The organism is Streptomyces sp. NBC_00310, assembly GCF_036208085.1.
In the GTDB taxonomy this organism is placed as follows: domain Bacteria; phylum Actinomycetota; class Actinomycetes; order Streptomycetales; family Streptomycetaceae; genus Streptomyces.
In genome coordinates, this window is the sequence record NZ_CP130714.1 from 6,384,263 (window position 1) to 6,396,760 (window position 12,498).

10 protein-coding genes are annotated in these 12,498 nt (G+C 73.4%); 6 read left to right on the forward strand and 4 right to left on the reverse strand.

Annotated features, from left to right (window positions below; all coding sequences use genetic code 11):
- Positions 1-296: 296 nt before the first annotated feature.
- On the reverse strand, positions 297-641 hold the full coding sequence (locus OG202_RS27910; RefSeq protein ID WP_327728382.1) for a trypco2 family protein: 345 nt from the start codon (positions 639-641) through the stop codon (positions 297-299).
- 92 nt (positions 642-733) lie between these two features.
- Here OG202_RS27910 and OG202_RS27915 point away from each other — a divergent pair, with 92 nt between their 5' ends.
- The 5 genes from OG202_RS27915 to OG202_RS27935 all read left to right on the forward strand — a co-directional run bounded on the left by OG202_RS27915 (position 734) and on the right by OG202_RS27935 (position 8,485).
- A complete protein-coding gene (locus OG202_RS27915) occupies positions 734-2,134 on the forward strand; it encodes a S1 family peptidase (RefSeq protein WP_326579509.1) in 1,401 nt (466 codons plus the stop codon).
- A complete protein-coding gene (locus tag OG202_RS27920) occupies positions 2,131-4,482 on the forward strand; it encodes a tetratricopeptide repeat protein (protein WP_328223786.1) in 2,352 nt (783 codons plus the stop codon). Before OG202_RS27915 ends, OG202_RS27920 begins: the two co-directional genes overlap by 4 nt.
- Before the next feature lie 231 nt (positions 4,483-4,713).
- The gene (locus tag OG202_RS27925) at positions 4,714-6,105 is read left to right on the forward strand and encodes a hypothetical protein (RefSeq protein ID WP_442811366.1); all 1,392 of its coding nucleotides are present in this window, start codon (positions 4,714-4,716) and stop codon (positions 6,103-6,105) included.
- Positions 6,102-7,193, forward strand: a complete 1,092-nt coding sequence (locus OG202_RS27930) for a hypothetical protein (RefSeq protein WP_326579506.1) — start codon at positions 6,102-6,104, stop codon at positions 7,191-7,193. The genes OG202_RS27925 and OG202_RS27930 overlap by 4 nt, the downstream gene beginning before the upstream one ends.
- Positions 7,190-8,485 carry a carbohydrate ABC transporter substrate-binding protein gene (locus OG202_RS27935; protein ID WP_326579504.1) on the forward strand — a complete coding sequence of 432 codons (1,296 nt, stop codon included), beginning with the start codon at positions 7,190-7,192 and terminating at the stop codon, positions 8,483-8,485. The genes OG202_RS27930 and OG202_RS27935 overlap by 4 nt, the downstream gene beginning before the upstream one ends.
- Here OG202_RS27935 and OG202_RS27940 read toward each other — a convergent pair whose 3' ends face one another.
- Entirely contained in the window at positions 8,486-9,454 is a 969-nt protein-coding gene (locus OG202_RS27940) for a helix-turn-helix domain-containing protein (protein ID WP_326579502.1), read from the reverse strand. It lies immediately after the preceding gene.
- 111 nt (positions 9,455-9,565) lie between these two features.
- Between OG202_RS27940 and OG202_RS27945 the strand changes: the two genes are divergently transcribed.
- A complete protein-coding gene (locus OG202_RS27945; protein WP_326579500.1) occupies positions 9,566-10,609 on the forward strand; it encodes a saccharopine dehydrogenase family protein in 1,044 nt (347 codons plus the stop codon).
- A 79-nt stretch (positions 10,610-10,688) separates the two neighbouring features.
- On the opposite strand, the gene OG202_RS27950 is transcribed toward OG202_RS27945, so the two are convergent.
- Together OG202_RS27950 and OG202_RS27955 are read right to left on the reverse strand one after the other, a co-directional pair.
- Entirely contained in the window at positions 10,689-11,531 is an 843-nt protein-coding gene (locus tag OG202_RS27950; RefSeq protein WP_328223787.1) for a carbohydrate ABC transporter permease, read from the reverse strand.
- Positions 11,528-12,490, reverse strand: coding sequence for a carbohydrate ABC transporter permease (locus tag OG202_RS27955; RefSeq protein WP_328223788.1), 963 nt, complete (start codon positions 12,488-12,490; stop codon positions 11,528-11,530). Before OG202_RS27955 ends, OG202_RS27950 begins: the two co-directional genes overlap by 4 nt.
- Positions 12,491-12,498: the final 8 nt, after the last annotated feature.

Sequence of the window (12,498 nt, forward strand, 5' to 3'; positions counted from 1 at the left end):
CTGCCGCGCCGATCAAGGCCATGAGCGGCGCTTGCTGGGGCTGTGCTCGCACAGGAAGTCGACGACGGGCGTGAGTTCGGGCTCAGTGGCCTTGCGGGAGACTCCGGGGCGCGTTGGGTGCGCAACCTTGCGGGAGCGCATGCGTGTATTGCCCTGTGGCGTCGCGACGCCCGGCACGCACGCTCGCCGTGCGGCGCGAAGGGACAGGTGGCTCCGCCACATGACCCTCCACGCCGCACGCCGATCGCACGCACCGAACGCCGCTCCTTCCTCCACGGAGATCCATCAGAAGGGCCCTAGTCGCGGGAGAGGGCGTCGAGGGGAGGGGGGCCGGGGGGAGTGGGGGTTTCGCGGCTTACCTCGTGGTGGTGGCCGCCCGGGCCGGGGAGGGGCTTGAGGTCCACCTGGATGCGGTGGGTGGAGTCGTGGCTCACCGTGCCGCCGAGGCGGGCCTCGACGACGCCGAGGCGTAGGCCCGCGCCGCCCTCGCCGGACCGGTGGAACTGGACCGAGAACTCCAGGCTGACCTGCTCCACGCTGAACCGCCAGTCGCTCGCCGCGCCTTCGGCCTGGGCCCGGGCCAGCTCCGCGCGGACCGTGCCGATGGCCTCCGCGAGACCGACCGGTTCGGTATCGCCCATGTCAACACCCCGTCGGATTGCAGTGATTGACCTGTCCAAGTTGGTTCACAAGTCTAGGGACGCACGATGCCCCGCGCGTAGTGTGAGGCAGCATGGGGGAATTGCGTGCGGACTGGAGACTCCGGCTGCGGCGCGACGACGCGCACGGCCCCATCTGCGGTGCCGGTGTGCTCGTCGACCAGTACACGGCGCTGACCTGCGCGCATGTGGTGCGCCGCCCGGACGCCGTGATGTGGCTGGAGTTCGCCGAGAACGGTGACCTCGAACCGGTGTCCGCGCGCGTCCCGCCCGGCGGATGGCTGCCGGCGGGCGAGGGGGGTGGGGGAGGCCGGGGCCCCGGGGGTGCCGGGGGCGGTGAGGATGTCGCCGTACTGCGGCTGGACAGTCCGCGGCCGCAGGCGCGGCCCGCCCGGCTGGAGCCCACGCTGTGGGGCGGGATGGAGGTGTCCGCCACCGGGTACGCGGAGGGCTTCGACGACGGCATGAGCCTGTGGGGGCGTATCGGCGGAGTCAGTGGTGAGCGGGTGCAGTTGGACGCCGTCACCAAGGCCGAGGTGGTGCGCAGGGGGTTCAGCGGCGCCGCCGTGTGCACCAGGCCGGGTGAGGGGCGGCCCGCCCGGGTGGTCGGGCTCGTCGTCAGCTGGCGGGGGGACATGGGCGAGTTGCTGCCCGAGAACAACCGGCTCGCCTTCTCGTATCTGATCCCCGTCGAACGCATCGCCGAACTCTCCCCGCTGGTCAAGGAGTTGAGCAGCCCGTACGCCTGGGATCACGGCTTCGAGGAGCGGTTGACGCGGTGGTTCGAGGACCCCGACGAGGAGCCGGTGAAGATCACCGTGGTGCCGCCGGGCAGTGGCAAGGACCGTTCCCTGCGTCATCTGTTGCACCGGGCTCGTCTCGTCTATCGCGGAGGGGGTACCTCCCGCTCGAACGAAGCCGACAGTGGGGGAGGCTCCAGCAGACCCGACCTCGCCGATCACGCCCTGGGCCACATCGCCTTTCCGCCCGGCCAGTATCTGGCGTACTGGGACTGGCTGCTCGGTACCAAGCCTCGGCCCGCGCGGGCGGCCGCCCTCCCGGCCGGACGGCAGGTCACGGTCGTGGTCGACGGTGTCGACGAGGAGTCCGAGCCGGGGCCGTTGATCGCGCTGCTCGCCCGATTACGGTCGCTCGGCTTCCGGGTGCTGCTCGTCTTCCGGCACGAGGGCGGCACCGGCTGGACCGCCGCCCGCGACGAACTCCTCGGGCCCGCGCTCCTCGCCCACGCGGACGCGCTGCTCGCCCGGCTGGAGCGCGCGGAGTTCAGCCGCGCGGTCCGGCACGGCGTCGTCGACAGCGCCTCCCTCGGCTCCCTGACCGAGACGGCCGACCGGCGCCGGGGCGAGCGCCGCCTGATCGACGAGACCACGGACCCGCAGTGGCGGCTCACCCAGGTGCGCGAGCTGATCAGGACCCTGCGCGCCGACCTGCGGCGGGCCGGAGACCGCGCATGATGCCCGCCACCCGCCCCGGGCGGGAAACGGACGGGGAGAGCGTGCCGGTCTGCCCGCACCGGCGCTTCACCGGCGCCCCCTGCGGCGGCACGGTGCTCCCCACCGGCTACTGCGCCGTGTGCGGCCGCGCGGAGAACGGCCCCCGGCTGCCCGACCTGCCCGAGGACCCCCGCCGGTTCGGTCCCGCCGAGCTGCTCGCGCTGCCCGAACGGGCGCCGCGCCCCGCGCAGGAACGCCTCATCCATCCCGAGGCACCGCTGCGCGTCCGTATGGTCTGCTCGTCCGCCGAGTGCGGCATCACCTTCGCGCCGCCCTACACCGTCGGCCCGGTGCCGGTCGAGGGGTACTGTCCGGCCTGCGGCGAGCCCTACTCGTACCGGCCCGAACTCGCCGAGGGCGACCTGCTGCGCGACGACCAGTACCGGATCATGGGGCCCATCGCGCACGGCGGCCAGGGCTGGGTGTATCTCGCCGAGGACACGCATCTCGGTGACGTGGTCGCCGTCAAGGGCATGCTCAACCGCTACGAGCAGGACGGGGCCCGGCTCGCCGACGTCGAACGCCGCAACCTCGTCGCCATCCGTCACCCCCGCATCGTCCAGATCCGCGACTTCGTCGCCCGGCGCGACGACACCGGGAAGGTCACCGGCGGCTACATCGTCATGGACGACGTCGGCGACGGCACCCTCGACAAGGTAGTCAAGGAGACCCGGCGCGGGGAGTGGATCCTCGACATCGAGGACGTCGCCGCGTACGGCTGCCAGATCCTCGAAGCCTTCGTCCATCTGCACGCCGGCGGCGAACGGGTCTTCGTGTACGGGGACATGAAGCCGTCGAACGTGGTGCACCACGGGGACGGCGTCAAGGTCATCGATCTCGGCGGGATGCGCGAACAGGGCCAGAGCCAGCCGCCCGCCCACGTCACCCCCGACTACATGGCGCCCGAGACGGCGTCCTCGCCCGTGCCCACCACCGCCCACGACCTGCACACGGTCGGCGTCACCCTGCGGGAGCTCGCCGGCTGGGCCGTCGACGAGGTGCCCGGCCTCGGCACCGCCTCCTTCTGGGGGGTCGTCGACCGTGCCACGCGCGGCGATCCCGGCCTGCGTTTCGCCGACGCCCGGGAGATGGCGGGCCAACTGCGGGGCGCCCTGCGGGAGATCCGCGCCCTGCGCGGCAAGAACGACCCGCCCGAACCCTCCGACTACTTCTGGCCGTCCCCGCAACTGCTCGGCGCCCGGCTCGGCACGGTGCCCGGCATCGATCACTGGCTGGGCCGCCCCCGCCGCGACCGGTACGACCCGCCCCTCGCCCCCGCCCTCGACCTCGGCGCCCCCACCCCCACCGAGATCGCCCGCCGCCTGCCGGTGCCCAGGCGCTACCCGGGCGACCCGCAGACCACCCGCTTCGAGGTCAGCAGCGGCTACGACCCGGGCCGGCTCCTCGACCAGGAGGACGGCAAACCGCCCTCGGTGGAGATCCGCCTGCACAACGTGCGCGTCCTGCTGGGCCGGGACACACGGGAGGACCTGGAGCGGGCCCAGGAGGAGCTCGACACCGCCGACTCCATTCCCGGGCCGTCCGCCGTGCGCCGGTGGCGGCTGGAGTGGCACCGCGCCCTGGTCGCGCTGCGCCGCGCCGACCTCGACGACGATCCGCGGCAGATCGCCCACGCCAAGGGCCACTTCACCAAGGTCCGCCTCGAACTGTCCGGCGAGTACGCGCCCAAACTGGCCCTCGCCTACTGCGGGGAGCGGCTCGGCGACGACACGGCCGGGCCCACCGCCAAGGAGCTGTACGAGGCCGTGTTCGCCCGCAACCCCGCGCACGGCGGCGCCGCCCTCGGCCTCGCCCGGCTCGCGCTCCGCGCGGGCGACCGCCGCGCCGCCCTCGACGTCCTCGGCCGGGTCCGCCCCGGCACCCTGGACCACACCGTCACCCGTATCGCCTCCTTGCGCATCCGCGCGGCCCGGCTGCCCCGGGACGCCGACCCGCTGCCCGCGCCCACCGAGGTCGACGTGGCGCTCGCCGAACTGAGCGACCTCGTACGCCGGGAACCGGGGGCCGGCGGGCCGAGCCTGTCCGAGGACGAGGCGCTGCGCCTCAGCGCCGAGCTGCACGAATGGAAACTCGACGCGCTCCACAGCCGCGGCGACCGGCCCGGCCCCCGGGGCGGCGGACGGCTCGACCCCGGCAGCCTGAGACGCCTGAGCGCCCAGGAGCGGGAGCTGCGCGAACGGATCGAGTCGCACTACCGGCAACTGGCCGCACGGCACGGGGCGTCGGCCGCCGCCCACGAACACCTCGTGGACCTTCTGCAGGCGGTACGGCCGCAGACCGTGATCTGACCGCACGCAACACGCAACACGCAACACGCACCACCCGGCGGACGGCGTCCACGCGGTCCGTTCGGCACTGCTCGGCGGACGGCGTCCACGCGGTCCGTACGGCAGCGACCTGGTGGACGGCGTCCCCGCCGTCCGCACGGCGACGACGGGGAGGGAACGGTGACGCACGACATGAGCGGGCACCCGCGCCGGGACTCGGGCGGCCACGCGGGCGGCCACGCGAGTGGGCGTATGAGCGGGCACGCCCGGCCGCCGCGGCCGGACATCCGGCTGCACGTCGACCTCGCCGGCGATCTGCGACCGCACCGCAGCGCGAAGATCGAGGCGCATCTGCGGGTCGACGTGACCGCCGGTGACGCCCCCGCCGAGCTGCCCGCGATCGAACTCGCCGTGATCATCGCGGTCGACGTCGCCGAGCCCCTCCGGGCGGTCGTCCGGCGCGCCCTCTCGGCCGCGCTGCGCGCCCTGCCCGACGGCATCTCCTTCACCGTGCTCGGCGCAGGCCCCGAACCCGTCCGGTTCCATCCGGTGGGTGACGCGGAGTGGGCCGTCGCCGACCAGCACGAGAAGCGCCGGGCCGCCTTCGCCGCGGGCGCGATCCCGCTGCACCGGGACGGTCCGCGCCCCGCCGGGTACGCCGTCTGGGCGGCCAGGTCACGCGCCCTGCTCGCCGCCCGCCCGCTGTCCGTACGCCACCTGCTGCTGATCACCGACGGCAGCAGCGCCCCCGGCGAGACCCGGCTGGAGGAGGAACTCGACTCCTGCGCCGGGCACTTCACCTGCGATGTCCTCGCAGTGGGCGCGGACTGGACCCCCGAACCCCTGCTGACGCTCGCCGAACGGCTGCACGGCACCGCCGAGTTCGTGGACGACGGCCTCGGCGGGGCGATCACCGCGGCCGTCCGGCGGCTGCGCCGGGTGCACACTCCCCAGCTGCCCATCGAGGTGACCGTACGGCCCTCGGTGCGGCAGGTCGCGCTGAACGAGAAGGCGCCCCGGCCGCACCGGCTCGGCGGGCTGCCCCAGCCGGGCCGGCCGAACCGCTGGAGCTTTCCGACCTACCAGTGGGAGCAGGGCGGACGCGACTACCTGCTCACGCTCGTCGCCGACGCCGACAACGACCCGTTGGACACCTACCTGCAGTTCGCCATGGTCTCCATCGGCGACGTCCACGCGTCCGTCACCGCCCGCTGGCACCGCCCCGAGCAGCCGCCGCCCGATGTTCCCGCGGGTGGTGACAGCGTGCGCCTGCAGAGGTCCACCACCGTGATGCGGGACGCCCTGCGCAAGGGGCTCATCGCGCTCCGGGAAGGGCAATGGGACTCCGCCGAGGAGTACTTGAGCCAGGCCGCACGTCTGGCGGCCCGGCTCGGCTCGGAGCTGGTGCTGCGCGAGATCGGCGCGGTCGCCGACATCGAGGACGCGGCCGGGGGACGGGTCCGGCTGCGCCGCCCCGCCGTCGACGCGGGCACGCTCGGCCCGATGATCCTGCGCGCCGGGTCCCGGCCCGTGCCCCTGATCGACGCGGTCGGGCCGCAGCCGGGTCCGCGGTGCGGGGGGTGCGAGCACCCGGCCGGGGGCGAGGCCCGTTACTGCATTGCCTGCGGGAAGAGGCTGCCGTGACGACCGGACGCGCCCCTTCGAGGAGCGGACACCGCCTCGCCGTCTCGCGGCGTCGGCGCTCACCCGGCGCTTCCCGGAGCGGACACTCCCCCTCCTCCCTCGCCGCGTTCTGGCGCGAGCGGCTGAGCGGCCGGCGGACCCGGCGGCTGCTGGAGGCGCATCTGCTGGTCCTGGCGGTGTGCGCGCTCGTGGCGGCCGGCGCCGTGTTCGTGTCCTGCCGTCAGATCCAGGGCGGTGCCGAGGCACTCGCCACCAAGGAGGCGCCGGCGGTGCAGGGGCTCGCCGCCACCCGGCTCGCGGTGCTGCGCGCCTACTTCGAGGCCCACGAGCTGAAGAAGATGAAACTCGTCGACGTCGCGGGCTCGGGCGAGGCCTACCGGGCCCAGCTCTCCGCCGCCGACCAGGGGCTGTCCAGGATCGCGGACCGGACGGACCAGGACCTCGGCACCGTCAACGGGCTGCTCGCCACCTACAGCAACTCCATCACCCTCGGTACGGCCACGTACCGGGACCAGCCGCTCATGCGCGACCAGAAGCTCGCCGAGGCGCGCTCGCTGCTCACCCGCCGGGGCGTGGGACTCGTCCCCCGCCTGGACGACATGCAGCAGGTCCAGATGAAGCACGCCGCAGCCACCGCCACCGAGGGGTGGCTGCAGCGGAGCGGCTGGTGGATCGCCGAACTCGCCCTGCTGGCGCTGGCGTCGACCCTGCTCTCCGCGCTGTTCGTGCTGCGCGACCGCTGCGGCCGTGACTGGAACCCGTACCTGCTCGCGGCCTTCGCGCTGACCGCGCTGCTCGCCGTCGTCCCGCTGCTGACGATGGCGTCCGCCCAGGACGACCTCGACAGCGTGGTCGGGGACCTGCGGCAGATCACCAAGGTCTCCCGGCACCCCTGCTGCGAGGAGTCGCCGGCCGGCGCCCAGCAGACCGTCACGGAGAGGTCCGAGAACGTCCGGCGCGTGCTGGCCGACGACGCCTGGACCGACCGGGTCTACCAGGGCACCCTGACCGGCGGCCTGCTGATCGTCGTCCTGCCCGTGGTGGGGCTCGGTCTCCGGCTCGACAGCGACTACTGGAGGCGACGGTGACCCGGCGGTTCAAGATGCTGGTGCTGCTCATGGCGCTGCTACTGGTCTCCGCCGGCAGCATGGTGGCGGTCTGGTCGCAGCAGGACGACGAGCCGGTGACCATCCTCGGGCCGTGGACCGGCGAACAGGGCAAGCAGTTCGAGAACGTGCTGCGGAGCTTCGGCATCCCCTTCGAGTACCAGGGCACCGCGGCCCAGCGCGAGGTACTGCTGTCCAAGGTGCAGTCGGGGGAGCCCCCGGACATCGCGATCATGCCGGGCGTCGGCGAACTCGCCGAGTACGCCGACCAGGAGCGCCTGGAGTCGCTGGACGGCCTCTACGCCGAGGAGGAGTACGGCTCCCCCTGGAAGCCGGTGAGCAAGCCCCCGCACCACGCGTACTGGGTCCCGGTCAAGGCGGACCTGAAGAGCATCGTCTGGTACCGCGAGGGCGACAGGCCCGCCGGACCGTCGGCCCCGCTGTCGAGTTGGTGCATCGGGATGGGGGACGACGGCGCCTCCGGCTGGCCCGGCAGCGACTGGATCGAGGACCTCGTGCTGCAACGGCAGGGCCCGGACACGTACGGGAAGTGGGCGCTGGGCCACAAGGACGTGAAGTGGACCGGCAAGCCGGTGCTCGGCGCCTGGGAGGCGTGGGCCGGTCTGCTCCGCCAGGACAGGGCGGCGGCCAGGCGCGCCCTGCTCACCGATCACCGGGGGGACCCCGCCGGGTACGGGCTGTTGTTCGACGGTTCGGGTGGTTCCGTCGGTTCCGTGGGTTCAGGCGGTTCAGGCGGTTCCGACGGGTGTGCCCTGGAGCACCAGGGCTCCTTCGCCCGCTCCTTCTACCGGGGGAAGCGACAGCAGGCCCGCCTGATGGACTCCGCCTCCCTGTTGCCCGGCGGCGGCTACCCGGTCCGGGCCCACGAGGTGACCGGCGACTTCGCCGCGCTGTTCCGTGACCGTCCGCAGGCCCGTGACCTGATCGAACGGCTGGCCTCCCGGGAGGGCCAGCAGAAGTGGGCCGACGACGCGGACGTCTTCTCGGCGAACCGCCGGGTGCGATCGGAAGGCGGCCCCGTCGAACAGGCGATCGCCCGTCGTCTCACCGGTCCGGGCACCCTCTGCCTCGACGCCTCCGACGTCATGCCACCCGCCGTCCGCGACGCCTTCTACGAGGCCGTCCTCCTGACCATCGCGCGCGCGGCCGCCGGGGAGGACCTCGACCTGCCGGGGCTGCTCAACGACGTGCAGAAGGTGGCGGATGCGCAGGGCGACCGGCCGGCGCCCCTGCGGACGGTGTGCGGTACGTAGTCAGGGGGTGTCGGAGCGGGTGGCGTGGAAGGTGCGGCGGTAGGTGTCCGGGGGGACGCCGAGGGTGCGGTTGAAGTGGCGGCGGAGGGTGGTGGCGGTGCCCATGCCGGTGCCGGCGGCGATCGTGTCGATGCTGTGGGAGGTGGTTTCCAGGAGTTCCTGGGCGCGGCGGATGCGCTGGGTCAGGAGCCACTGCAGGGGGGTGGTGCCGGTGGCCGCGTGGAAGTGGCGGGTCAGGGTGCGGGAGCTCATCCTCGCCCGGCGGGCCAGGTCCTCGACGGTCAGGGGCTGGTCGAGGCGTTCCAGCACCCAGGGGAACAGCTCGGTCAGGGGATGGTCGTTCCGGGTGGGGACCGGGGCGGGGACGAACTGGGCCTGGCCGCCGGAACGGTGTGGGGGCACGACCAGACGGCGGGCCACCGTGTTGGCGGCCGCCGAGCCGTGGTCGAGGCGGACCAGGTGCAGACAGAGGTCCATCGCGGCGGCCTTGCCCGCCGAGGTGAGCACGCTGCCGTTGTCGACGTAGAGGACGTCCGGGTCGACCTCCACCTGCGGGAAGCGGGCCGCCAGCACGTCGGTGTGCGCCCAGTGCGTGGTCGCTCGGCGGCCGTCGAGCAGCCCCGCCTCGGCCAGGACGAACGCGCCGGTGCACAGGGAGGCGATCCGCGCGCCCGCCTCGTGGGCCGCGCGGACCGCGTCGACCAGGTCGGCCGGCGGGGCCTCGTCCACGTCGGCCCAGCCGGGGACGATCACCGTGTCGGCGTGGGGGAGTCGGTCCAGACCGTGGTCCGGCTCCAGGCGGAAGCGGCCGACCCGCACGGCGTTCGGGCCGCAGAGCACGACCTCGTACCAGGGCGCGATCAGGTCCGTCAGGTCGGCGCCGAACACCTCGTAGGCCAGGGCCAGTTCGAAGTGCAGCATGCCGTCGGTGACGGCCAGGGCGATGGTGGTCCGGTTCGCTGACGGCATGTCGGAAACTGTACGGGGCATGTCGTTTCGGACACTCGTGGTGGGGGTCCGCCCTCGGAAGAATGGCCGTGGTGGGGCGGTGGGCGTCCCGAGGAGAGTGGGGGAGAGCTGATGGGTGCGGGGCGTACGGTCGCGGTGTTCGGGGCGTATGGGCACACCGGGCGTTTCGTGGTGGCGGAGTTGCGGGCGCGGGGGTTCGTGCCGCTGCTGGTCGGGCGGGATCCGGAGAAGCTGCGGCGGCTCGCCGCGGACCAGCCGGGGCCGGAGGACCGCGTGCGGGTCGCCTCCATCGACGAAACGGCCTCGCTGGACCGGGCGTTCGCCGGTGCGGATGCCGTGGTCAACTGCGCCGGGCCCTTCGCGGAGACGGCCGGGCCGGTGATCGAGGCGGCGTTGCGCGCCGGGATTCCGTATGTGGACGTGGCGGCCGAGATCGAGGCCAATCTCGATACCTTCGCGGAGTTCGGGGAGAGGGCGCGTGCGGCGGGGGTCGTCGTGGTGCCCGCCATGGCCTTCTTCGGCGGTCTCGGTGATCTGCTGGTCACCGCCGCGCTGGAGGCGGCCGGCTGGGCGACGGCCGACGAGGCGCATGTGGCGTACGGGCTGAGCGGGTGGCATCCCACGGCGGGGACGCGTGACGCGGGCGCGGTCTCGCGGCGGCGCAGGGGCGGACGGCGGGTCCGGTACGGCAACGGGCGGCTGGAGTACCGGGACGACGCGGCGCCGGCCACGAAGTGGGACTTTCCCGAGCCGATGGGGACCCGGGCCGTGATCGGGGAGTTCAGCATGGCCGATGTCGTGACCGTGCCCAGCCATCTGTCCATCCCCGAGGTGCACACGTACATGACGGTCGAGGCAGCGCGTGACCTGGCGGCCCCCGACACGCCCGCCCCGGCCGCCGTCGACGAGCACGGGCGGTCCGCACAGACCTTCCTCGTCGACGTCGTCGTCCGTTCCGGGGGTGTGGAACGACGTGCCACGGCGCGCGGGCAGGACATCTACGCCGTCAGCGCGCCCCTCGCGGTGGAGGCGGTGCGGCGGGTGGTCGAGGGGCGGACGAAGGCGGTCGGGGTCGTCTCGGCCGGGGCCGCGTTCGACGCGGCCGACTTCCTTCGCGCGCTGTCCGGGCACGTTTCGGTCGAGCTCGGTCAGTAGGGAGACGGGGACCCTGCCGTGCTGCGGACGGAGTCAGAGGGCCCGGCACACAGGGCGCCGCCGGCGCCGTGGGCCGGCCTCAGCCCTTGACCGTCCCCGCCGCGAGGCCGCCCACGACGAAGCGCTGCAGGGCGGCGAAGACGCAGACCACCGGGACGCTGATGAGGGTCGCGGTGGCCATGAGGGCACCCCAGGCGGTGCCGTGGGTGCCGACGAAGGCGTTGAGGAGGACGGTGACGGGCTGGACGTCGGGTTCGGAGGCGAGGGTGAGGCCGAAGACGAACTCGCCCCAGGCGATGAGGAAGGAGAGGGCGGCGACGGCGATCAGGCCCGGCGCCATGATCGGCAGTACCACCCGCAGCAGTACGCCCACCGGGCCGCAGCCGTCGACGAGGGCGGCCTCCTCCAGCTCCCTCGGCACGGCCCGCAGGACGGGCCGCAGCACGATCACCGCGAAGGGCAGCGTGAGCGTGGTGTCGGCGGCGATCAGACCCACGTAGGTGTCGTCGAGACCGGCCCGGCGTTCCAGGATGAACAGCGGGGCCGCCAGCACGATGCTGGGCGGCAGTTGGGCGATCAGCAGGGCGAGCACCATGGTGCCGGAGCCGCGCAGGGGGACGCGGGCGAGGGCGTAGGCGAAGGGGACGCCCAGGAGGAGGGTCAGGGCGACCACCCCGCAGGAGATGACGAGGCTGTTGAGCAGGGCGCGCAGGAGGGCGTCGTCGGAGAGGGCGGTCGCATAGTGCTGCGTGGTGGCGGGGGCGGGGAACCAGTCCGGGGTCTCGGCGAGGATGCGGTCCGGCCTGGTGAGGCTGGTGTTGACCATCCAGTACACCGGCAGGAGGAAGACGGCGGTGATCAGCGCGGCGACCACCGTGACCGGCCACGCCCCACGCCTCCCCCTGATCCCTGGGGGTCTCACGCCGTCTCCCCCTCCCCGCGCAGCCGCCGTACGTACACCACGCCCGCCACCAGGGGCACCAGCAGCAGCAACAGCCCCGCCGCCGCGCCCTCGCCGAAGCGGAAGAACTTGAAGAAGACCTCGTAGACGTGGACCGACAGGACGCTGGTGGCGTCGACCGGGCCACCGCCCGTCATCACGAAGACGAGGTCGAAGACCTTGAACGTGTAGACCAGGCCGAGGAGAAGGACGGTCACCGAGACGGGCCGCATCAGCGGGACGGTGATCCAGCGGAACCGCTGCCAGGCGTTCGCGCCGTCCAGGGCGGCGGCCTCGTGGAGTTCCGGGTCGATGGTGTGCAGGCCCACCAGGAGCAGCAGCATGTTGAAGGGCACGCCCACCCAGACGTTGGCGAGGATCACGCCGGCCAGGGCGGTGCCGGGGTCGGTGAGCCAGTCGTGGGCGAGGGTGTCCGGGCCGACCGCGCGGAGCAGCGCGTTGTAGGCGCCGGAGTCCTGGTCGAGCATCCAGCGGAAGAGGGTGCCGCTGACCACCGGGGGCAGCAGCCACGCCACCAGCAGCAGGGAGCGGAGCAGGCCGTTGAAGGGGAACGGCCGGGCGAAGAGCAGCGCCAGGGCGAAGCCGATCGTGAACTGGAACAGCAGCGAGCCCGCCGTGAAGACCAGCGACAGACGTACGGCGTGCCAGAAGTCCGGGTCGTCGACGGCGGTCCGGTAGTTGTCGAGGCCGACGAACGGCGAGGAGCCGCCGAGGAGTTCGGAGAGGCGTACGTCGTGCACGGACGTCCAGACGTTGTAGAGCAGCGGATACGCCAGGACGAGGGCCAGGAAGACCAGGCCGGGGAGGGAGAAGAGGTAACCGGCGCGACGGCGGCGGGCGTCGAGGGAGACCGGGGAGCGGGGCCGGGGGCGGGGCCCGGAGCGGTGCCCGGAGCGGAGGCCGGAGCGGGGGCGTCTCATCGCCGCTC

Excerpts from the sequence above, each read along its gene's own strand:
- OG202_RS27910 (WP_327728382.1), bottom strand. The coding sequence starts at position 641 with ATGGGCGATACCGAACCGGTCGGTCTCGCGGAGGCCATCGGCACGGTC.
- OG202_RS27915 (WP_326579509.1), top strand. The coding sequence starts at position 734 with ATGGGGGAATTGCGTGCGGACTGGAGACTCCGGCTGCGGCGCGACGAC.
- OG202_RS27920 (WP_328223786.1), top strand. The coding sequence starts at position 2,131 with ATGATGCCCGCCACCCGCCCCGGGCGGGAAACGGACGGGGAGAGCGTG.
- OG202_RS27925 (WP_442811366.1), top strand. The coding sequence starts at position 4,714 with ATGAGCGGGCACGCCCGGCCGCCGCGGCCGGACATCCGGCTGCACGTC.
- OG202_RS27940 (WP_326579502.1), bottom strand. The coding sequence starts at position 9,454 with ATGCCGTCAGCGAACCGGACCACCATCGCCCTGGCCGTCACCGACGGC.
- OG202_RS27945 (WP_326579500.1), top strand. The coding sequence starts at position 9,566 with ATGGGTGCGGGGCGTACGGTCGCGGTGTTCGGGGCGTATGGGCACACC.
- OG202_RS27955 (WP_328223788.1), bottom strand. The coding sequence starts at position 12,490 with ATGAGACGCCCCCGCTCCGGCCTCCGCTCCGGGCACCGCTCCGGGCCC.